The sequence below is a fragment of the Streptomyces sp. NPDC015125 genome (assembly GCF_043080045.1).
GTDB lineage: Bacteria > Actinomycetota > Actinomycetes > Streptomycetales > Streptomycetaceae > Streptomyces.
The window spans coordinates 1-22,548 of sequence record NZ_JBIBVF010000033.1 but is presented as its reverse complement, the minus strand read 5'-3'; the positions used below and the strand labels follow the sequence as shown (position 1 = coordinate 22,548).

General features: G+C 70.2%; 17 protein-coding genes. 11 read left to right on the top strand and 6 right to left on the bottom strand.

Going from position 1 to position 22,548, the window contains the following annotated elements:
* Positions 1-77 precede the first annotated feature (77 nt).
* From ACF088_RS39410 to ACF088_RS39360, 11 genes are all read left to right on the top strand, one after another.
* Positions 78-1,919, top strand: a complete 1,842-nt coding sequence (locus tag ACF088_RS39410; RefSeq protein WP_392380803.1) for a BTAD domain-containing putative transcriptional regulator — start codon at positions 78-80, stop codon at positions 1,917-1,919.
* A 375-nt stretch (positions 1,920-2,294) separates the two neighbouring features.
* Entirely contained in the window at positions 2,295-3,566 is a 1,272-nt protein-coding gene (locus ACF088_RS39405; protein WP_392380802.1) for an ATP-grasp domain-containing protein, read from the top strand.
* Positions 3,567-3,901: 335 nt separating this feature from the next.
* Positions 3,902-4,135, top strand: a complete 234-nt coding sequence (locus ACF088_RS39400; protein ID WP_392380801.1) for a hypothetical protein — start codon at positions 3,902-3,904, stop codon at positions 4,133-4,135.
* Between the two features lie 42 nt (positions 4,136-4,177).
* The gene (locus ACF088_RS39395; RefSeq protein ID WP_392380800.1) at positions 4,178-4,972 is read left to right on the top strand and encodes a transposase domain-containing protein; all 795 of its coding nucleotides are present in this window, start codon (positions 4,178-4,180) and stop codon (positions 4,970-4,972) included.
* A 21-nt stretch (positions 4,973-4,993) separates the two neighbouring features.
* Positions 4,994-5,650, top strand: a complete 657-nt coding sequence (locus ACF088_RS39390) for a transposase (RefSeq protein ID WP_392380799.1) — start codon at positions 4,994-4,996, stop codon at positions 5,648-5,650.
* A gap of 31 nt (positions 5,651-5,681) precedes the next feature.
* Positions 5,682-6,062, top strand: a complete 381-nt coding sequence (locus ACF088_RS39385; RefSeq protein ID WP_392380798.1) for a helix-turn-helix domain-containing protein — start codon at positions 5,682-5,684, stop codon at positions 6,060-6,062.
* Between the two features lie 326 nt (positions 6,063-6,388).
* A complete protein-coding gene (sbnA, locus tag ACF088_RS39380; protein ID WP_392380797.1) occupies positions 6,389-7,342 on the top strand; it encodes a 2,3-diaminopropionate biosynthesis protein SbnA in 954 nt (317 codons plus the stop codon).
* Between the two features lie 38 nt (positions 7,343-7,380).
* Entirely contained in the window at positions 7,381-8,376 is a 996-nt protein-coding gene (gene sbnB / locus ACF088_RS39375) for a 2,3-diaminopropionate biosynthesis protein SbnB (protein WP_392380876.1), read from the top strand.
* Between the two features lies 1 nt (position 8,377).
* Positions 8,378-8,587, top strand: coding sequence for an MbtH family protein (locus tag ACF088_RS39370; RefSeq protein ID WP_392380796.1), 210 nt, complete (start codon positions 8,378-8,380; stop codon positions 8,585-8,587).
* On the top strand, positions 8,545-9,321 hold the full coding sequence (locus ACF088_RS39365) for a thioesterase II family protein (protein WP_392380795.1): 777 nt from the start codon (positions 8,545-8,547) through the stop codon (positions 9,319-9,321). Before ACF088_RS39370 ends, ACF088_RS39365 begins: the two co-directional genes overlap by 43 nt.
* 14 nt (positions 9,322-9,335) lie before the next feature.
* Positions 9,336-14,291, top strand: coding sequence for an amino acid adenylation domain-containing protein (locus ACF088_RS39360; protein ID WP_392380794.1), 4,956 nt, complete (start codon positions 9,336-9,338; stop codon positions 14,289-14,291).
* Between the two features lie 276 nt (positions 14,292-14,567).
* Here the strand turns inward: ACF088_RS39360 and ACF088_RS39355 are convergent, their stop codons facing one another.
* The 6 genes from ACF088_RS39355 to ACF088_RS39330 form a co-directional block, all read right to left on the bottom strand.
* The gene (locus tag ACF088_RS39355; RefSeq protein ID WP_392380793.1) at positions 14,568-14,975 is read right to left on the bottom strand and encodes a transposase; all 408 of its coding nucleotides are present in this window, start codon (positions 14,973-14,975) and stop codon (positions 14,568-14,570) included.
* A gap of 198 nt (positions 14,976-15,173) precedes the next feature.
* Positions 15,174-16,289 (bottom strand): alpha-hydroxy acid oxidase, encoded by a 1,116-nt coding sequence (locus tag ACF088_RS39350; protein ID WP_392380792.1) that lies wholly within the window; start codon positions 16,287-16,289, stop codon positions 15,174-15,176.
* 115 nt (positions 16,290-16,404) lie between these two features.
* Entirely contained in the window at positions 16,405-17,481 is a 1,077-nt protein-coding gene (hppD, locus tag ACF088_RS39345; RefSeq protein ID WP_392380791.1) for a 4-hydroxyphenylpyruvate dioxygenase, read from the bottom strand.
* A 158-nt stretch (positions 17,482-17,639) separates the two neighbouring features.
* Positions 17,640-18,944 (bottom strand): PLP-dependent aminotransferase family protein, encoded by a 1,305-nt coding sequence (locus tag ACF088_RS39340; RefSeq protein ID WP_392380790.1) that lies wholly within the window; start codon positions 18,942-18,944, stop codon positions 17,640-17,642.
* Positions 18,945-19,177: 233 nt separating this feature from the next.
* A complete protein-coding gene (locus ACF088_RS39335; protein WP_392380789.1) occupies positions 19,178-21,649 on the bottom strand; it encodes an ATP-binding protein in 2,472 nt (823 codons plus the stop codon).
* Positions 21,650-21,716: 67 nt separating this feature from the next.
* Positions 21,717-22,548: MFS transporter (locus ACF088_RS39330; protein ID WP_392380788.1), on the bottom strand; the 832-nt coding region annotated here is incomplete at its 5' end.

The following is a 22,548-nucleotide window of genomic DNA, read 5'->3' as shown; positions in this document are numbered from 1 at the left end:
CCGAGTGGTCGGGCCTGGCGGTGGCGTCGCCGGCCGGTCCGACGGGGACCGAACGAACATGAGACAGGGCGAATTTCATGAGAATCAACCTTCTCGGGCCGCTCCAGGCCTACGGGGACGATCACCGCGTCGACATGGCGCCGGCCGCCCAGAAAGTACGTCAGACACTGGCAATGCTCGTGCTGAACGCGGGCCGGGTGGTGCCCTTCGAGCAACTCATGGACGAGCTGTGGAACGACAACCCGCCGGCCAGCGCGCACACCGCGCTGCAGACGTATGTGTACCAGCTCAGGAAGCGGTTCTCCCTCGGCAATCCGAGGAGCGGCGGCGCGGTACGGGCGGCCGGGCCGCTTCTGGGCACGGTCGACGGCGGCTACCAGCTGTCGCTGCCCGCCGACCACGTGGACGTCTTCCGGTGCGAGCCGTTGCTCGCCCGTGCCCGAGCGGAGTTCCGCGACGCGGACTTCGCCCGGGCCCGTGACACGGCCGCCGCGGCGCTGGAGCTGTGGCGGGACGATGCCCTGGTGGACGTACGCAAGGGGCCCACATTGAAGGCCGAGGCGGTCCGCCTGAAGGAGTTGCGTACCAGCGCACACCACCTGCGGATCGAATCCGACCTGCACCTCGGCCGGCACCACGAGGTGCTCGTCGAACTCACCTCGATGGCCGGGCGGGAACCGACGGACGAGCGGGCCCAGGGCAATCTGATGACGGCTCTCTACCGGATGGACCGGCGGGCGGAAGCGCTCCAGGTCTACCGGCGGGCACACGAGCGGATCGCCACCGAGCTGGGTCTCGACCCTTCGCCCCAACTCCAGGCCCTGCACACGGCCATGCTCACGTCGGACGAGGCGCTGCTGCGTCCCGCCGGGCGGCTCACGGCCGTGACCGCCGCCCCCCGGGCCGCCCGGGCGCCCTGCCATCTGCCCGCCCCGCGCGAGCGTCTGACCGGACGCGCCGGCCAGCTGGCGCGCCTCACCGCGGTGCTGGCCGGCCGGGCGCGGGAGGACCGGCCGCTCGTGATCGTGGGGGGCGCCCCCGGCACGGGGAAGAGCGAGCTGTGCCTGCACGCCGCGCATCAGGTGAGCGGCCACTACCCGGACGGACGGCTCTACGCGCGTCTTCGTGACGGTGCCGGCCGGCGGGTGCGGCCCGCCGAGATCCTTCGCTCGTTCCTGCGTGGACTCGGCGCGGCGGAGGAGCAGTTGCGACTGGGCACGACCGACCTGAGCCTGTTGTTCCGTACCTGGACCGCCGAGCTCCGTGTCCTGGTGGTGCTCGACGACGTGTGCGACGTACGGGACTTGACGCCGCTGCTGCCGTCCGGCGCGGGCTGCGGCGTGGTGATCGGCAGCCGACGGCGGCTGTTCGTGTCCTCGTCTGCGGTCCACGTCGAACTGGCCGGACTGCCCTTCGACGACTGTCTGCACCTGCTGGAGTCCTCCGTGCCGAGACACCGGATCGCCATGGACCCGGAGGGGCTGCGACGGCTGGCCCGGTTGTGCCGGGGGCTGCCGGGCGTGCTCTTCGCGGTCGCTTCGCAGTTGCGCCGCCGCCCGCACTGGACGGCCCGGCAGGCCACTGCCTGGGTCCTCGCGTCCGGGGACGCCGACAGCGACCCGCTGGGCGTGCGGGCCGGAATCGACCGGACGCTCGCGACGCTGCCCGCCGAGTTAGAGCCCCTGGCGTACGCGCTGTTGTCTCCCGGCGTCCCCGATCGGCTCACGCCGGCGCTTGTTGCAGCGGCCCTGGGGATCAGCGAGCAGCAGGCCGAGGACCTGCTGGAGGAGCTGGCGGAGAGTTACCTGCTGCGCGCGCAGCACCCGTGCGTGAACGGCCGGTTCTCCTACGAATGGGAGCCTGGGATACGCCCGTTCGCGGCGCGGCCGAGCAGCGCGCCGGTCATGTGCTCCGCCTGACGGTCACGGCTCCCGTACCACCTTGCGTCGTATCGCGAGCCCTCCAGCGCGTGGTGCGCGGCGGCCGCCTCAGCGAATCGAGGTCGAATGCCAAGTTCAGAAGCGAAGCTTTCAGCAGTGGAGACACCGTAGCGTGAGAATCCTTGTCAGCAGCGTCCGCAAAGGCTGGGAAGAGGAGCGTGACTCTTTCCGCGGGCTGATCAGCGCGCTGGGCCACACTCCGGTGCGGTTCGAGGAATTCACACGAAACGTGGAGACCTACGCCACCGGTGTGTTCCGCGGCTCCGTGATCGCCGGGATGACCCCACGCAGGACTGTACCGGCCGACACGCTTTGTCCGAACCCGACCAAGCAACCTAACCTTGGAGAACCGTCATGCCACAGCGCCCGAAACTCGTCCTCGTCGGTCAGTTGTCCGTGTTCCCCTGGGTGTTCGAAGCAGCCAAGCGCGCCGGTATCGACCTGATCCTCGTCCCCAGGGGGGACGACTCGGCGGAGTCCGCCGGGCGGGCCGACGCGGTGGTCGAACTGCTGCCACTGGACATCGACGAAGACCCGGAAGGCGCGCTGTCCGCGCTCGCCGACCGCTACCGGCGGGAGCCCTTCGACGGAATCATGGCGGGCAACGAGAGGGTCGTGCCGTTCGTGGCACGCGCCGCGCATGAGCTGGGCCTCACCGGCCTGACCGAGGAGGCGGCGGCCGTGGTGCGTGACAAGCGCAGCATGCGCCATCGCCTGCTGGAGGCAGGTCTGGGCTTGCCTGGCTTCGTGGCCATCGAGGATCCGGACGGCTGGACCGACGCGCTGGCCTTGCGGTTCCCCGTCGTGGTCAAACCAGCGAACGGCCACTCCAGCCTCGGTGTGATCCGTGTGGATGACAAGGACTGCCTTGAGCAGGCCGTGGCCAGCACATGGAAGCTCATCGAAACTCACCACCTGGGGGTCGCCGACGGACCGACCCCAGAAACCGGTGTGTTGGTCGAGGAGTACCTGGACGGGCCGGAGGTCTCCGCAGAATCCCTCGTGCACCACGGGCAGGTACGGGTCTGTGGCGTCAGCTGGAAGGGGGAACTGGCGGGGCCCTACTTCGAGGAGACCATGTTTAGGGCCCCCGCCCAACTGCCCACCGAGATACTCACCGCGATCGAGGCGGAGGTGATCGGCGCCCACCACGCCTTCGGCATCACGGAAGGCACCACGCATACCGAACTGCGGCTGGTCGGTGGGGTGCGGCCGGTTCTGCTGGAGATGGGCGCGCGCCTCGGCGGCGGGGGCTTTACGCACCACCTCGTCCACTTCAGCACCGGGATCGACCTGGCCGCCGAGACGCTGCGCATCCACCTCGGCCGGGAACCGCTCTGCTGGCGTGAGGAGCCGGCACTGGTCGGTCACGTCGCGGTCTATGAGGTGCCGGTCGGCAGCGGAGGACGGATGAAGCAGGTACACGGCTTGGACTCGGTGCGTAACGACCCGCAGGTGGACTACGTGGTGCAGACCGTGAGTCCCGGCGAACTGCTGCTCCCCTACCCGGATTTTTCCGGATACCCGGCCATCGTGGTCTCCCGTCACGAGTCGGATGCCGCGGCCGTGGCGTACCGCGCCCACCTCGCCCGGACGCTGCACGTCGAGTACGAAGAGCAGGGTTGAGCATGCGCCACGGCGCGGTACGCCGTGGCGGACAACGCCTCATGGCCTTCCTCCGGACGACCGTGGACGGATTGCCGTCCCTACTGGTGGCTCTGGGGTTGGGCAGGCGGGCATCGTGCTGTTGCGCCGCATCGCCGACCGGGTCGGGCTGACCCGGGCCTTACGGCCGCGCTCCCCAAGGGCACCGGGCCTGGGTGGCGCGACCGAGGCATTGCGCTGGTGCGGCTGGCCTGTGGGATCGCGCTTGGTGCGACGAACGTGCTGGTGGTCGAGCAACTCCGGCATCATTGGCGGAAGTTGTTCCCGCGACCCGTCTCAGACAGCACCCTGCGAGCATGCTGAAGGCGATCGACGGCCCGGTGGTGGCGCGGGACGAGCGCGTCCGCGCCGGGATACGGCGCGTGGTGTGGACACTGCTCGCCCTGCGGCCCGGGGGCTTTCCCTGGATCTCGGTGTGTGGCCGGGAGCTGACCGGCTGGTACGTCCTGGACCTGGACGCCAACGCCGTTGCGTTTGGCCGGTCGGTGGTTCGTCAAGCTGCTGATGAAGGAGAACGGGACCTCTGGTAGATCACTTGTGTCGAGCAAGATGATCAGGAACCAGGGGTCCCGTTGCAAGAGAAGTCTGCCATCGCCCGCACCAGCGAGACCGCCGCGGGTGTCCACGCGCCGGGACATCTCGGCGAGCTGACCCAGATCGTGGATTTCGCGCTGGTGGACGCGGTGCTGGATGAGACCGGGGCGCGCGAGAAGCGGTTGCGGCTGCTGCCGTCCCGGATGGTGGTGTACTTCGTTCTGGCCCTGGCCCTGTTCGAGCACTGTTCCTACCAGGCGGTGTGGGGCAAGCTCACCACGCCCCTGGCCGCGCTCGCCCTGGTACGCCCGGCCGCCTCCTCGCTCACGCGGGCCCGCCGCCGGGTCGGCACGGCCCCGTTGCACCGCCTGTTCGAGATCCTCACAGGTTCCGTCGCAAACCCCGCCCAGGCCGGATCCTTCTACCGCGGGCTGCGCACGGTGGGGTTGGACGGTACCCACCTGCACATACCCGACCACGAGCAGGTCACCTGGCACTACCCCAAGCGCTCCGGGGACACACTGGAGTTCGGCTACCCGCTGCTGCGTTTGCTCGCGGTGGTCGAGTGCGGGACCCGGGCCGTGCTCGCCGCCGCCTTCGGCCCCGAGGACGAAGGCGAACTGTTCTACGCCCAGCGCCTGCTGGGGTGCCTAAACGCCTCGATGCTGCTGCTTGCAGACGCCGGCTTCGACACGGTCGAGTTCCTGCGCGAGGCGGCCGGCACCGGTGCACCGTTCCTGGTGCGCTCCTCCGCCCGGCGCCGCCCGACCATCCAGCGCCGCCTGCTGGACGGCTCCTGCCTGGCCCGCCTGTCCGGCGTCTACCGAGCCTAGAAGGGCTACCGTGCGCTGCCGGTGCGCGTGATCGAGGCGTGGATCACCGTCACCCTCGCCGACGGCACCACCCGGTGCGAACCGAGGCGACACCTCACCAGCCTGCTCGACCACGAGCGCTATCCCTCCGGTGAACTCATGGAGCTCTACCACCGCCGGTGGCAGGTGGAGACCACCTACTTCTCGATCAAGGCGACCATGCTCGACGGCCGGGTCCTGCGCTGGCACAGCGTCCCGGGCCTGGACCAGGAGGCCTACGCCCTACTGGCGACCTACCAGGCGCTCATCCGCGCCGCAGCCGACGCGATGACCGCCCGACCGGGCCTGGTCATGGAGCGGATCAGCTTCACCGTCCTGCTGCAGGCCGCCGCCGACCAGGTCACCACCGCCACCGGCATACACACCGCCGAACCCGACACCCTTGCTCGGACCGATCGTCCGAACCGTCCTGGACAACCTCCTGCACGCCGCGCGACGCCAGCGCGTCAAGGCCCGCAGCCGCAAGAACCCCACGGGCAAGTACGCGCCGAACGCGGGAAAACACCCGCAAACAACCCAGACCTACCCTCACCGCCAAGATCCACATCATGGAAACCGGCCTTGCACCCCGCTCCCGCCGCTCAACGCAACGGCGTTGGAGTACTACTGAGCTCGAACTCGGGTTGTCGCAGTCGCTGACGGAGCTTGATCCTCGCGGTAGGCCGTTGTCATGGGGTATGCGCAGGGCAGCGGTCTGTCGGACGAGCGTCGGCAGTTCCGCGAGGGGATCCGGATGAACGCGGCAGAGGGGTTCGCCCGGGGCGAGCCCAGCTTGGCGATCGCCAAGGAGTTGCGGGTGAGCGCCCGGTCCGTACAGCGGTGGCGGCGGGCCTGGGACAAGAGTGGGCCGCGGGCCCTGCGCTCGGTGGGTTCGGCCTCGCCGCCCAGGCTGAGCGAGGCGCAGTTTGCCCGGCTGGAAGCGGGGTTGGCGAAGGGGCCGGTCGCGCACGGCCGGCCGGATCAGCGGTGCACGCTGTCGCGGATCAAGACTGTGATAGGCCGCCGCTTCCACCACGGAACCGGGTTGACCCTCAGCCCTACGACTTCATGAGTTCAAGCTCAGTAACCATCGAACGTGATTGCTCGGCCTGACCGGGTGGTGTTGCCGACCGGTGAGGGTCTGGCCGCCATGAAGCCTCTTCCAGGCAGGCGTGCAGGCGGTCCGCACGGAGGTCTGCCCTGACGCTGAGGGCTTTTCAACCATCCGTCGTGGACAGTTGAACAGCTCCTCTCTTTTCCCACAGCAAACTCTTCTCGTACCACACTTGAGTCGTGGTTGAGCCGCCTCGACCGATCCCATGCCACACTCGGCTCATGCTAGACAAACGTGCTGATCAATCTCTGATCGGACGGGCAAGGCAAATTCGCGGGGGCCTTATGGGCACCCCACTGATTCCCCTGGCGGACGAGCAGTGCGACATCGTCGCCAAGCTGGAATTCTGCAATCCCGCCGGAAGTACCAAAGACCGTTCGGCACTGTGGATTCTGGAACAGGCAATCGGTCGCGGGGAGATAGCGCACGGCACCACGGTGGTCGAGTCGTCGTCCGGCAATTTCGCGCTGGCCCTGGCTTTCTACTGCCGGATGCTCGGCATCTCGTTCGTCCCGGTCATCGATCCGAACTGCAACGAGGCCACCGAGGCCCAACTCCGGCTGCTGTGCGGGCGGGTGGAGAAGGTCTCCATCCGTGATGGGGCGGGCAGCTACCTGAAGACCCGGCTGTCCCGGGTGCAGGAACTGCTGGTCGAACTCGACTCGGCCTATTGGCCCAACCAGTACGCCAATCCGGATGCCCGCGACGCGCACTACCGCTTCACCGCGGGCGAGTTGATCGCGCAGGCCGGCCCGCTCGACTACCTCTTCGTCGGCGTGGGCACGGGCGGCACGATCGCCGGGCTCTCCCACCGGATCAAGGAAACGTACCCGGACTGCGTGGTCGTCGCTGTCGACACCGAAGGCTCGGTGATCTTCGGAGGCCCGCCGAAGAAACGGCGGATCCCCGGCATCGGCTCCAGCATCGTGCCGCCGCTGTGCGGTCAGGCGCTGATCGACCAGGTCGAGATCGTCTCCGAAGCGCGCGCCGTCGAGGCCTGCGGCGCCCTGGTCGCCAAGTACGGCTTGTACGCCGGAGGTTCGACCGGCAGCACCTTCGCCGCCGTCCAGGACTATTTCGCTCGGCACCGTCCCGGCGCACACCGTCCCCGGGTCGCCTTCATTGCCGCCGACCGCGGCCATTCCTACGCCCAGACCGTCTACGACCCCACGTGGGTCCAGCAGCTGCGCGCGGAGGCGGTACAACCCGCCTGCGTCGAAGCCCTGGCCGTCAACTGAAGGAGAACCACCCGGTGTCCACCCTGGCCCCACCTCCCATGACCGTGATCGGCGCGGGCGACATCGTCGCCGAGACGGACCGTCACCGTCCGGAGCTCATCGAGGTCGTCCGTGCCGCCTACCTCGTGCACGACGCCGGACAGAGCTCGAACCCGCACAGCTCGTTCCTGCGCTTCCCGCACCGGGACCGGTCGCGCATCATCTCCCTGCCCGCCTATCTGGGAGGCGAGTTCGAGGTCGCCGGCAACAAGTGGATCGCCAGTTTTCCGGACAACACGCAGCACGGAATCCCCCGCGCCTCGGCCACGCTGATCCTCAACGACTGCGTCACCGGCTACCCGTTCGCCTGCATGGAGTCCTCGATCGTCTCGGCGACGCGGACCGCGGCCTCCGCGGTGCTCGGCGCGCAGACGCTGCTCGGCGCGCGACGTGCCCGCCGAGTCGGCATCGTGGGCACGGGTCTGATCGCCCAGCACGTATGGCGGTTCCTGCGTGATCTCGACTGGGAGATCGACGGCTTCCGGCTCTTCGACCTCGACCCGGCGGCGGCGGGCCGCTTCGGCGCCGTCATGGCCGAGCACACCGAGGCCGAGATCGTGGTCGCCGACACGGTGGAGGACGCGTTCACCGACTGCGACCTGGTGGTACTGACCACAGTGGCCGGCGAACCGCACCTGCACGATCCCCGGCTGCTGGCCCACAACCCGGTGGTCCTGCACCTGTCCCTGCGCGACCTCGCCCCCGAGATGATCCTCGCCGCCCAGAACTTCACCGACGACGTCGACCACGCCGTACGCGAGCGCACCTCGCTGCACCTGACCGAACAGCGCACCGGCAACCGGGACTTCATCGACGGCACCCTCGGCGACCTGCTGCGCGGGCGGCTGCGCCGGGACCACGGACGCCCGGCGGTCTTCTCGCCGTTCGGACTCGGCGTACTCGACCTCGCCGTCGGCAAGTGGGTGCACGACCGGGTCGTCGCCGCGGGCCGGGGTCACCGCGAGAGCGACTTCTTCACCGGGGTGGGGGTCTGACGTGAGCGCCTCACCCGACCCGCGCCCCGCCAGGGACCGGTACGTCGTCGTGGTCAACCACGAGGAGCAGTACTCGGTCTGGTTCGCCGAACGTGCCCTGCCCGCCGGCTGGACTGCCACCGGCGCGCAGGGCACCCGCCAGGAGTGCCTGGACCACATCGAGCAGGTGTGGACCGACCTGACCCCGCGCTCCGTGCGAGCGTCGCGATGACGGCCGCCGCCCTCGCACAAGCCTGGCTGCGCGGGCTCGGCAGCCGTGAACTCAGCGCGCAGCGGCGCCTGTTCGTCTTCCCGCACGCCGGAGCAGGTGCCTCCGCCTACCGGCTGGCGGCGTATCTGCCGGACACCGTCGAAGTCTGCACGGTCCAGTTGCCCGGCCGGGAGAGCCGGTTCGCCGAACCGGCCCTGACGTCCCTGGACGACGCCGTGGCCGCGCTCGCGCCGCTCATCGGGGACCACACGGACCTGCCGTACGCCTTCTTCGGGCACAGCATGGGCTCCCTGATCGCCTTCGAGGCGGCCCGGCGGCTCCGTGTACTCGGCATGCGCCTACCCGACCGGCTGTTCCTGTCGGGCATGCGCGCCCCCGGCCTGCCGGACCGCGACCCGCGGCACACGCTGCCGGACGACAAGCTGCTCGCCACAGCCGAATTCAACGGCATGGACGCCGAGTTGCAGGCGCTGCTGCTGCCGCTGCTGCGCGCGGACCTGACGCTGTGCGAGACGTACACGCACCGGGCCGAGGCACCCCTGCCCTGTCCCCTGACCGTTCTGGCCGGCTCGGACGACGACAGCGTCGACGGGACGGAGCTCGGCGGCTGGCGCGAGCACACCTCAGCCGACTTCGAACTGCACCTGTTCCCGGGTGCCCCCCACCTGTATGTGCGCGGCGCGGAACGACAGCTGGCTGAGACGATCACGCGCACCTTCCCCGCACGGGGCTGAGAAAGGATCCGTTCATGGCGCCGACCACCCTGGTCGCACTGTGGGAGCAGCAGGCAGCCGCGACACCCGACGCGGTCGCCGTCGTCGCGGGAGCACACCGCGCCACCTACGCCGACGTGGACCGCCGGGCCACGGCACTCGCCGCCGAGCTGCAGGCACGCGGCATCGGAGCGGAGAACCTGGTCGGCGTCTGTCTCGGCCGCTCGGTCGAGATGGTCGTGGCCCTGCTCGGCATCCTGAAGTCGGGCGCCGCGTACCTGCCCCTCGACCCGAGCTACCCGGCCGACCGGCTGCGGCACACGACCACCGACGCGGGGGCCGGGCTGTGGCTGTGCGACGCGGACCACCGCGCGCAGGCCCTGGCGTCCGGCGCGGCCGACGTCCTGCTGGTCGAGGACCTCCCCGCGGAACCTGCCGCACCGGTGGCCGCGGTGGCCCCGGTGGTACACCCGCACCACCTGGCCTACGTCATCTACACCTCCGGTTCGACCGGCCTGCCCAAAGGCGTGGCCGTCGACCACGCGACGATTGCCTCGTTCCTGCGGAGTGCGGCCGAACGCCCCGGCCTCGGGGCGGACGACCGGGTCCTCGCGCTGACCCCGCTGTCGTTCGACATCTCGATACTGGAGCTGTTCCTACCGCTGACCCGGGGAGCGACGGTGGTGATGGCCCCGCGCGCCGCCAACACCGACCCCGAGCTGCTGGCCGCCACCATCGCCGAGGCGGGTGTGAGCGTCGTCCAGGCGACCCCCACCACCTGGCGGATGCTGCTGGCGTCCGGCTGGACGGACGGGCACGGCCGGGTACTGCTGTCGGGCGGTGAGCCGCTCGATCCGCAGCTGGCCCGCGACCTGCTCGCCACCGGCGGCACCCTGTGGAACCTGTACGGGCCGACCGAGGCGACGGTGTGGGCCGCCGCCGCCCGCATCGACGCCGTGGCCGACCGGGTCACGGTCGGCACGGCCCTGTCCAACACCCGGCTGTACGTCGTCGACGAGGGCGGGCGGGAGGCCGGCCCAGGAGTCACCGGCGAGCTGTGGATCGGCGGCGCGGGCGTGGCGCGCGGCTACCTCAACCGGCCCGCGCTGACCGCCGACCGGTTCGTGCCCGACCCGTTCGGGGACGCCTCCGGGCGCCTGTACCGGACCGGCGACCTCGCACGGTGGTCCGCCGACGGCATGCTGGAGGTGCTGGGACGCAACGACCACCAGGTCAAGGTGCGCGGCTTCCGCATCGAGCTCGGCGAGATCGAGGCCTGTGTGCGCAGCCACCCCCTCGTCACGGACGCGGTGGTGGTCGTCGACCGCGAGGCAGCCGGCGGCGAGCAGTTGGTGGCGTACCTCGTGCCCGCGCACGACGCGCGGAACGTATCCGAGGACCTGTCCCGCCAGGTCCGTGACCACCTCGCGCAGCGGCTGCCCGCCCACATGGTGGCCCAGGGCTACGCAGTGCTCGACGCCCTGCCCCGCACCCCCGCGGGCAAGGCCGACCGCGGCGCCGTGCGGCGGATCCCGCACAGCCCGGTCCGGGCGAGCGGGCCGATGCCCGACGACGCCCCGCTGCCGCCGCACACCGCGGCGGTGCGCCGCGTGTGGGCCGAGGTGCTCGGGCTCGACGACGTGTCCCCGTACGACGACTTCTTTGGCCTGGGCGGCCAGTCGCTCACCGCGGTACGGGCCGTGGCCAGGCTGCGTGCGGAGCTCGGCGTACCGGTCGACGCCCAGTCGGTCTTCGCGCATCCGACACCCGCCACGCTCGCCGCCGCCCTGGACGGCGTGGCGCCCTCGGACGACGAGCCGATCCCCGCGGCCGCGACCGCCGAACTCTCCTTCGGCCAGGAGCGGATCTGGTTCTTCGAGCAGCTGAACGACGCAGTGCCCGCCTACCACCTGCCGGTCGCCCTGGGCCTGCCCGGAGGGCGCGTCGACCTCACGCTGCTGCAGGACTGCCTGTCCGCGCTGGTGCACCGGCACCCGGCGCTGCGCACGGCCCTCGTCGCCGTCGACGGGCGGGGCCGCCCCGAACTGCGCGAGCCGGGACCGGTGCCGCTGCGCCGCACCGAGGTCGCCGAGGAGGACCTGGACGCGCTGGTGACCGAGCGGATCCGCGCCCCCTTCGCCCTCGACCGCCCACCGCTGCTGCGCGCGGACGTGCTGCGCACCCCGAGCCGTGACATCACGTTGCTGACGATTCATCACATAGCCTGCGACGGCGCATCGGTCGACCTGATGGTGCGGGAACTGGGCGAGCTCTACACGGAGCTCGCCGCCGGCCGCCGCCCCGCCCCGGCACCGCTGCCCGTGACGTACGCCGACTACGCGGCCTGGCAGCGCGAGCGGCTCACCGGCGCCGAGCTGGAGCGGCTGCTCGACCACTGGCGCACCCGGCTGTCCGGCGTGCCCGCCCTGGAGCTGCCGACCAGCCGACCCCGGCCGGCCGTCGCGAGCCACCGCGGCCGCCGCGAACTGCTGTGCATACCCGCCGACTTGGCGCACCGGCTGCGCACGCTGTGCCGGGCCGAGGGCGTCACCCTGTTCATGGGCCTGCTGGCCCCGTTGCAGGTGCTGCTCGGCCGGTACGCCGACGAGAGCGATGTCGCCGTCGGCACCCTGGCAGGCGGCCGGCCGCGCCCCGAACTGGACGAGGTGGTCGGCTACTTCGTGAACACCCTCGTCCTGCGCACCGACCTGTCCGGCGACCCGACCTGGCGCGAGCTGCTGGGCCGGGTCCGCGAGGTCGCGCGGCAGGCATACGCGCACCAGGAGCTGCCCTTCGAGAAGCTGGTGGCGCAGCTGAGCCCGGAGCGCGACCTGAGCCGCAACCCGCTCTTCCAGGTGCTGTTCGCCCTGCACGAGGAGCCGGGGGCCGGTCACTTCACCGAGCTGTACGACCGCAAGGAGCTGGAGGGGCGGCTGGGCACCGCCCGCTTCGACCTCGCCCTCGACGTGACGGACCACGCCGCCGGGGCCGGTGACCTCAGCATCTCCGTCGAGTACGCCACCGACCTGTTCGACGCGGACTTCGTCCGGGGCTTCGGCCGGCACTTCCTGCGGGTGATCGGGCAGATGGTGTCCGGCGTCGCGGCCCAACTGTCCGAGCTGGAGCTCGTCTCGGCCGGTGAGCTGCGCGCCCGCTCCACCGGCAACCGGGCCGAGCCGCTGCCCGCGCCGACCACCCTGGCCCGCCTGTGGGACCGCCAGGTGCGGACCACCCCGGACGCGATCTGCGTCGTGGGCGACGGCCGGTCGCTGACGTTCGCCGAGACCGACGCGCGGGCCTCGGCCCTGGCCCGGGAGCTGCGGGCCGGGGGCGTGCGCCCCGAAAGCCTGGTCGGCGTCTGCCTGGAACGCTCGGTGGAGCTGGTGGTCGCCCTGCTGGGCGTGCTGAAGGCGGGCGGTGCCTACGTCCCGCTCGACCCCGGCTACCCGACGGACCGGCTGCAGTACCTGCTGGCCGACTCGGGCGTACGCCTGGTCGTCGCGGACCCGGGGCACCCCACCTCGGCCCTGTTCGGCGACGGCGTGCGGCTCGTGGCGGTGAACCAAGAACCCGGGGCGAACCCGGGGGCGGGCCCCGGGCCGGCCGAGGAGGCACAACCGCACCATCTCGCCTACGTGATCTACACGTCCGGCTCGACCGGCAACCCCAAGGGCGTCGCGATCACCCACGCCAACATCACCGGGTTCCTGGAGTGGAACCAGCGGCTGTGCCGGCTCACCGGGCGGGACCGGGCCCTGCTCAACCACTCGGTGGCGTTCGACAACTCGGTCTGGGAGATCTTCCAGTGCCTGGTGTCCGGCGCCGAACTGCACCTGGCGAGTCCCACCGCCGCCTACGACCCCGAGGAGTTCCTGCGAGAGGTCGCCGAGCGCGGCATCACCACGCTCAACGCGACGCCCTCGCAGATGCGCATCCTGCTGGAGTCCGGTACGGATCCCGCTCCCCGACTCGCCTCCGTACGCCTGGTGTTCACCGGCGCCGAGGCCGTGCCGCACGATGTGGCCCGCCGCATCCTGTCCGCCACCGCGCCGGGATGCCAGGTCTTCAACGAGTACGGGCCCACCGAAGCGACCGTCACCTCGGCGTTCTGCCCGATCACCGAGGAGTTGCTCGGCCGGCACAGCCATCTCCCGAGCGTCCCGTTCGGCCGGGCGACCGACAACGCGCACCTCTACGTGCTGGACCCGCGGCTGCGCCCGGTCGCCCCGGGCTGTCGCGGCGAGCTGTACGTCGGCGGCAGCGCGGTCGGCCGCGGCTATCTCGGCAGGCCGGCCCGCACGGCCGCGGCGTACCTGCCCGACCCGTACGCCGCGGAGCCCGGCGCCCGTATGTACGCCTCGGGCGACGTGGTCCGGCTGCTGCCCGACGGAAATCTGGTCTTCCTCGGCCGCAACGACCACCAGGTCAAGGTGCGTGGCTTCCGCATCGAGCTCGGCGAGATCGAGTCCGCATTCCAGAGCCACCCCGCCTTGGCCGACTGCGTGGTGGCCGTACGCCGCACCCGCGCCGGTGTGGACCAGCTGGCGGCCTACCTGATCCCCGAGCACCCCGGCCGACCCGCCCCGGACCCGGCTGAACTGCGCGCCCACCTGGCGGAGCAACTGCCGTCGTACATGCTGCCGCAGAGCTACACCGTGATCGACGAGATCCCCCTCACCCCGAACGGCAAGGTCGACCGGGACGCACTGCCCGACCCACGCCCGGTGCCCGCCCCGGCACCCGCCACCCGCCGGGCCGTCACCAAGCAGCGGCTCCTCGTCGCCGAAGTGTGGCGGGAGTGCCTGGGCGTCGAGCAGGACTTCGGGCCACAGGACGACTTCTTCGACGTCGGCGGCACCTCGTTGACCATCACCACGGTCGCGGGCCGGCTCGGCGAGCGACTCGGGCGCCGGGTCCCGCCGGTCCTGGTCTTCCGAAACCCCACCGTCGCGGGCCTCGCCGAGGCCCTGGAGGCGGACACACCGCGATGAGCAGCACCGACAGCACAAGCGTCGTCCTGGTCGACGCCTATCCGTCGAGTCACGCCCCGGCGTAGGCGTTCATGAACCGCGGCTGCCCCGTCGTCCGCATACAGAGCACGGCGGAGGCAAGGCGGCGGGACTGCGCGGGGCGCGGCAACTGTGGCGCCTGCGGCCGGCCGTGGCTCAAGGACCCGGCATGGCCCGGATCACCGGCTCGCACCTTGGAACAGCTCCGAGACCACCTGCCCGACGAAGTCCACGAGGCAGGTCAACTGTGACAGTTATTCAGATACGGGCCCCCAACGCCCCGGAATACTGCCGGGCCGCGCCGACCGCATCGAGGGACGACTTCTCATCACCCGTCTCGTCCACCACCAACATCACCTTCCTCTTGCCGAGTTGCTCCACCGTCCAGGCCGCGACCGACCGGCGGACTGCTCCGTTGTCGAAGCGGGCCCTCGACAAAGTGCTGCAAACATGCGGACCGTTGTGGCCGATCGCCTCGGCCAACGACCAGCAGTTCGCTGATTCCGTGACCATCAACAGCCCAGAGACCATGTTCCGGTAGGTCAACCGGGTCTCCCGGCGCGGGAAGCAGCTCGCGAACCGACCCATCAACCCCTCGAACCGCCCGTCCCAGCCGGCGTGTACTACCGTGGTCTTCGCGGCCACCGCTTCTCGATTCTTCGTCACACAAGATCACGATGCCAGTGGCCGTACCCGTGCGCGCAGGCACCCCATCCACCACGTCGGCCAGCGGCGATGCCTCACGCCTGACGAACTACAGATGCCGTGTCTGTTCAACTGGCCAGAGCGGGCCTTGTCCGCGGCGACGCCGCACGCCACTGCCCCGGCGAACAGGACCATCCGCCCGAACGGCGTGAGACACCGTTACGCGACGGTGCGCGCCACCGTCAGCTGACGAACGGCGGCGAGGTCGGCGCAGCCGGACAGCAGCAGGGCCTCTTCGGTCTCGGTGCGCAGGAGGCCGAGAACGGTGCGTACACCAGCCCCGCCGTCCGCGGCGAGGCCCCACAGCACCGGACGGCCGTACATCACACCGTCGGCGCCCAGGGCCAGAGCACGCAGGACATCTGCTCCCGTGCGCACGCCGCCGTCCAGCAGGACCTCACAGCGGCCGGCCAGTCTCTCGACCACCGGGGGCAGCGCGGCGCAGCTCGGCACGGCCGCGGGTAGCTGACGGCCGCCGTGGTTAGAGACGACCACCGTGTCGGCCCCACGCTCGGCCGCCCGCACGGCGTCGCGGGGGTCGAGAATCCCCTTGACCACCAACGGCAGTTCGGTCTGGGCGCGCAGCCACTCCAGGTCGGACCAGCAGGCCGCCGGATCGAAGGCGACCGCGGAGTGGGTCGCCACGGCTGAGGCGCCCGGCACCCGGGTGTGGGTGGTTGGGCCGGTGTCGTCGAGGTTGCCGGCGGTGACGTCGGCAGGCAGGGCGAATCCGTTGCGCAGGTCGCGCGGCCGTCGGGCCATGACGGGGACGTCCACCGTGATGACGATGGCCCGGCAGCCGGCCTGTTCGGCCCGGCGCACCAGGTCGAGCAGCACTCCCCGGTCGCGCAGCCAGTAGAGCTGGAACCACAGTGTCGCGCCCACGTCCGCGATCTTCTCCAACGGGTGGCTGGAGAGCATCGGCACAACGTACGGAATGCCTTCCGCGCGCGCAGCCTCGGCCACCGCGAGTTCACCCTGTGGGTGGACGAGTCGTTGGTAGGCCATTGGGGCAATCACCACCGGCATCCGCGTCTCGCTGCGCCCGAGTTGCCGCGCCAGCCGCACACCGCCCGGTTGCCCGTTCAGCACACGCGGTACCACGGTGATTCGGTTCAGCTCGGTCAGATTGCCCGTCAGGACGGACTCGTCCCCGCTGCCTCCCGCGACGAAGTCCCAGATGTCCGCCGGAAGCCGGTCGCGGGCCGCTTGCTCGGCCTCCGCCACGCGGGTCCAGGGTGGAGTGACGCCCGGTCCGGCGCCGGTGCTGCTCATTGGGGGACTCTTTCTCGTACAGCCCTGCTCAGGTGGTGACCTCGCGGCCCGGTGGGGGCGTGGCCGTCGGTGTGCGTTGCGCGCCGTGGCCCAATCGGGTGGCGCGGGCCCGACCTCACCGGCGGTCTTCGTCCGCGGCGCGCTGCCGTTCGACCGCTGTGTACAGTGCCTTGATGTTGGCGCTGCCGAAGGTCCGTGAGCCGAGCCGCTCGACGAGCTCGAAGAACAGGGTGTTGCGCGGGTGGACGGAGCCGGTGAAGATCTGCAGGAGCTGGCCGTCGGGGTCCTCGTCGGCGAGGATGTCGAGAGCCCTCAGCTGCTCGACACCGTGCCGGGTGGGTGTCAGCCGCTCGGGCAGCATGTCGTAGTAACTCCCGGGTGTTTCGAGAAACCGGACGCCGGTGTCGCGCAGCCTTTCCACATCCCGGGTGATGTCGCGGGTACTGAAGGCGATGTGCTGCACCCCGGCGCCGCCATGGTTCTTGATGAACGCGTCGATCTGGCCGGGCTGCCGTGTCAGATCGGGTTCGATGACCGTGAAGGTGACCTCACCGGAGCGGCTCTGTATGGCAATGGAGTCCATCGCCTGCTCGCCGACGATGATGCGTTCGGTGAACACCTCGCGGAAGTCGAGGACTTGCTTGTAGTAGTCCACCGTCGGGCGCAGTTGGCCGGCCTCGACGCAGACCGCGAAGTGGTCAACCGTGTCCAAGTGGTTGTCCGCGCCGGGTTTGACTGGTTCGCCGGACGGAACGAGTCCCGGCAGGATACGTGAGTCCAGGGCGTTCGGACGCTCGACGAAGGTATGCACCACATCACCGAAGCCGGAGATCGTCGCACAGATGATCCCGTCGTGGTCGGCCGGGGGCGACACCGGCTGCGCGCCGCGTCGGACGGCTGTACGAAAGGCCGCTGCCGCGTCGGAGGTGCGGAGTGCGATGTCGGACACTCCGTCGTCGTGCAGTGCCACATACGCCGCGGCCGGGTGGTCCGCTCCGTCGGCGGCAGTGAGCACCAGCCTGATGTCCGCTGTCCCTACCGCCGCGGTGGCCACACCCGCGCTGGACGCCGAGTCGGCGGAGCGGGCGTACACACTCATGCCGTAACGCTTCACCCAGACATCGGTCGCGGTGTCGAGGTCCGCGACGGTGAACCGGACATGGTCAACACTCAGATCTTCCAGCACAGGCATCACGGTGTTCTCTCCTCGTGTCAGCTCAGTACGTCCATGCTGTGCGGACCAGGAGTCGACCGGATCCGCAGAAGCCGCTGTTACGGATGCTGGGCAGTCGTCCGCGAGATCCACCGCCCCGTCCGGGGCCGGCGTCGGCGTCGGCGTCGGCGTCGGCGTCAGGACGCGACCACTGAGCTCTGCTCGGCCACAAGTGCCGCGAGCCGGTCCAGGCCGGGTTCGATGTCCTGGGGCCGCAGCGCGCTGCACGACAGGCGCAGGCTGCGGGCGCCCGCATCGGAGCCGGGGTAGAACTGGCTCATCGGTGTCCAGAGCACCTGGTGACGACTAGCCGAGTGTTCCAGCAGGGCCTCGTCCGCCCGGAACGGAACGTGCAGCATGACGAAGAAGCCGCCGACCGGCCTGGTCCAGTGCACGGCCTGCGCGCCGTCGCCGCCGAACCGTACTCGCAGCCCGCGCAGCAGCCGGTCCAGGTTGTCCCGGTATGTGGCGGTCACCCGCTCATTGGCTCGGACGAGGCTGAAGTCGTGGGCCAGGAGACGACCGGCGACGACCGCTTGGCTCACCGGGGATGTGTTCAGGGTGATCATGCTCTTGATCTTGCCGAGTTCGTCGGCCAGCAGGCCGGTCCTGCGCCCGCCCGAGGTCACCGCCTGATCGGCGACCACGTACCCGACCCTGGCGCCCGGCATCACCGACTTGGCGAAGGAACCGATGTAGACGACCTGGCCGCCCTCGTCGAGGGACTTGAGGGTGGGGAGCCGCTCGCCGTGACCTGCGTAGATGCCGTACGGGTTGTCCTCGACGATCAGCAGCCGGTTGCGTTCGGCGGCCTCGAGCAGCCGACGCCGCTCGGCGATCGGCAGGCACATCCCGGTGGGATTGGCGAAGTCGGGGATGACATAGAGGCAGCGAGGCCGAAGACCGGCCGCGCGGGCCGTGGCGAGAACGGCCTCCAGATCGTCGAGGTCGACTCCGTCGTCACCCGAGGAAACAGGGAGAACGGGCATACCGACCACGCTGGCCGCTCCTGTGAAACCCGCGTACGTCGGCGCAACCGCCAGCGCGACGTCGGCGGCGTCGCGGCACAGCGCGCGCAGGACCAGCACCATCGCCTCCTGCGCGCCGACGGTCACGACGACCGCTTCGGGAACGGTCTCGATGCCCTCGTCGACGTGCAGGTACCGGCAGACGAGGTCGTTGATGATGCCCTTGGCCGGCCCGTACGAGAACAGGGCTCTGATGACGTCATGCTCGGGCCGGGTCGAGTGCGCCGTCAGGTAGGTGCGGAACGCACGCAGGTCGTTCGCGGTGTCGTCGGCGGTGACGAATCGCTCGTTCGGCCGTCCCGCCGCGAAGGAGATGGCGTCGGGGAACCGCTCGGCGACCTCGTTGAGGAAGTTCATCGCGTCGAGCAGGGGGTCTTGTAGCGCGCGGGTCAATTCCGCCATCGCGAGTTCCATGCCGTCACTCTCGACGCTGCTCGCTCCCGGGGGACCGGTGATCGCCCCCGTTACGAGAGCGGGCGGTGGCCCCGGCCGTGTCGTAACGCGGGGAGCACGCTGTTCCGGGAGGGGCGGTCAATGGCCAGGAGACGATCCCTGGCGGCGCGGCTCGCGCTGCGGTCGGAAGCACTCGCAGCTGTCCAGCGCTGCCAGATCCCGACGCGCGGACCGTCTCGGAGACTCCACTCGCGTCATACTGCGATCCCAGGTGGGCGGTCTTGTTGACGTCGTCGAACGAGTTCGGGGTGGTGGCGGGCGGCCCAGGCGGCCATGTGCGCGCGGGAGCGCAGTTGCAGGACGGACCGGATGTTGCGGATGTGCGTTTCCACCGTCCGCACGGAGAGGTGCATCCGATGGGCTATCTCCGAGTTGGCGAGTCCTTCCATCACCAACTGAAGCACCTCCCACTCACGCGCCGTCAGCAGGTCGTCGTCCCCGGTCGGCGGGGAGGGAACGGCGTCGGCGCGGGTCAGCACGACACTCTGCCGGAGGCCGAGACCGCGGGCCGACGCCAGTGCCGCGACGACCCGCCCCTTCGACAAGATGCGCGTGGCGGCACCGTAGGCCTCGACGAGCTCCTTACGCCAGGCCGGGAAGAAGCGCAGCACCGTGGAGGGCCTGCCCTCAGTGGTGGTCATGAGCTGGAGCACGCGCTCGAAGTCATGGCTCCGCGCCGCGCAGAGGGCAAGCCCGAGAATCCCGTCGTAGGCACCGGGTCGGAACGCGGAGTCCAGGGCCTCCTGGAAGAACCCCTCGGCCTTGGGCAGGTCGTCGTTCTCCAGCGCGAGGGCACCAGCAGTGATCAGGGCGGCGCTGAGGTGTTCCGGCGGTGCCGACGCCCGCAACACGGGAAGGGTCTTCTCCAGCAGCACAGCGGCCAGGCCGCAGCGGCCGCGGTGCAGCAGGTGCCGGGCCAGATGCGCCCGGCAGACGGCGAGCGGGACCTCCTCCGCACCACGTCTCGCGACGCCCAGAGCCACATCGAGGTCGCGATACGCGGCCTCACGGTCGCCGTACATCTCGTTGGCAAGGCTCGACAGCAGCGCGGCCCGGGCCAGTTGTACGTCGTCACCGGAGCGGCGCGCGACGGCCACGGTCTTCCCGACGAGATTCATGGCCTGCCGGCCGTGCCCATACCAGCAGGCAAGCGTGAGCGCTCCCGCCAGCGCGTGGTGGCGGCGTGCGGAGGAGGTCTCGGTGACCGCCAGCGTGTGCTGGATTCTCTCCAGGACATCGCCCACGTTCTCACCGGACGCCAGCTCTGCGGCGGCGAGCGCCCAGGACAAGGAGAGCTGCCTCTCGTCGTCGGTGGTAGCCAGCCACGACAATAGACGGCGGATGATGTCGCGCTCGTCGGACAACTGGTACACCGCCCCAGGGGACAGCACCAGTTCGTCGTTCAGCGTTCTCGCGCGGGCCGCCGTCCAGTCCGCCAGCCGGTTCAGCACTCCCTCCTCCTCTCCGGAGGCGGTCAGGTGGTGCCGGCCGAGGCTGCCGACGGAGTTCGGCACCTGGTAACCGGAGGGCCGGTGCGGTCCGCGCGTGCGGACGACAACCAGCGACTTCGCCTCTAGGCTGATCAGCAGGTCGGGGACCGTCTCGGCGTCGGCGGGATCGCCGCCGTACGCCACCGTCGCCGCCTCGACACTGTTGATGCCGGGCAGCAGCGACAGACGGCGGAACAGTCGCTGTTCATCGGCGCTGAGGTGGTCGTAGCTCCACCGTAACGCCGCACGCCAGCTGCGGTGTCGGGGGTCGGCGGTCCGCCAGCCTTGATTCAGCAGGGACAGCGGTTCCTTGAGGCGCTCCCTGATCTCGGCCACGGGGAGCGCGCGGGCGAGCTGGGCTGCGAGTTCGAGAGCCAGCGGGATGCCGTCCAGTGCGGTGCAGACAGCTCTGACGTCCTCCGAGTTCTCCTCGTTCAGCCGGAACTCGTGGTTGACCGCGCTGCTCCGCTCGACGAAAAGCCGTACAGCGTCCGCCCGTAGGTAGCTCTCCGGCGACTCGACGGAGGCGGCGCCGGGCAGGGAGAGTCCGGGGAGTCGGTAGACGGCCTCACCGGAGATGCGCCACGGCTCCCGGCTGGTGGCGATCACGCGTAGTCCCGGGAATCGGAACAGCAGGTCGACAATCGCCGCGCCGCTTGTCTCCAGTACGTGCTCGCAGTTGTCGAGCAGGACGAGCTGTTCATCGGCGCGACAGGCCGTGCGCCGGATCGTCGGCGCGATCTGGTCCTCAATGGCCGCCTCAAGGGCCGCGACGGCCCGCCGGGGATCGGAACCGGCCATTTCCGGAGTGCGGAGATCGATGAACACGGTGTTGCGGTGGCCGACGCGCTGTTCCTTCTTCGCGAGTTCCGTCGCGAGCCGGGACTTACCGACGCCGGGCGGTCCGGTCACGGTGAGGAGCCTGGTGGTACGGAGAATGCGACGCAATTCGACGAGGTCGTGCTCGCGGCCGATGAAACTGCTCAGTTGAGTCGCGTCGTTGGCGCCGGCCAGAGGTGTGCCGTCCTTGACGCGGCGCCGGTAAGCGCGTTGCCGGCAGGCATTCGAGCAATAGCGGTTGTGTGTCGACTTCTTGCCCTCGACGCGTTGTATGCGCTCCCCACACGTCTCGCATGCAGACGCCTTCTTGTTCGCCTTCTCGTTGGATTTCTGCATCTGTGAGCACCCACGCAACTCTGATCAAGCAATTCGGCAGTCAGGCGGTCGACGACAGGGACATCGATCAATGGGCTTGTCCGCCCTGCCCGGGTGGTGACGTCGTCGGACGAGACGAAGTCGACGAGGCCGACACCGTGTCGGCCTCGCTCGTGGGCGTGGGCCGCCGGTCGAGTCCGAGCACGAGTGGTACGGCCAGCACGCTGATCGCGGTGAGGAACACCCAGGGCAGCGCCGCACCGCCCTCCAACAGCGCGGTGAGCAGCGCCGGGGCGGCGGCGCCGCCGACCGACCAGGACAGCTGGTAGACGCCCAGATAGCGGCCCCGCAGATGCTCGGGCGCCATCACCACGCTCAGTTCGCTGGTCGGCGGCGAGCTGAGCATCTCGCCCACGGTGTAGAGCACCATCGCGATCAGCAGCCCGGCGATCATCGCCCAGCCGGGCAGCACGAGCAGCGTGCCGAAGACGACGAATGCGGCCGCGTTGCACAGCAGGGCCAGCACCAGCACCGTCACCGGCCTGCGGGACTCGATCCAGCGGCTGGCGAGCGTCTGGAGCAGCGCGACCATGACCGCGTTCAGCACGACGATCACGCCGACGATCCAGGCTCCGACATCGAGGTTGTCCACCGCGTAGACGGCGAGCAGCACCGAGATCACCATGGAGGCGAAGACGAAGGAGATGTTCGTCGCGACCAGCCGCAGATACCGCCTGTCCTTCAGCACGGCGCGATAGCCGCCCGAGGGTGGTCTGGTGGTGTCGCCCGCCGCCTGCTCCGGCTCGGCGGGCTCCGGCTCGGCGAGCTCCGGCTCCGCGGGCCCGGCGCCGGCCGTCTCGCTCGTGTCCGCGCCACGCAAGGTGATCACGAGCCAGCCTGCGACGGCGAAGGTGACCACG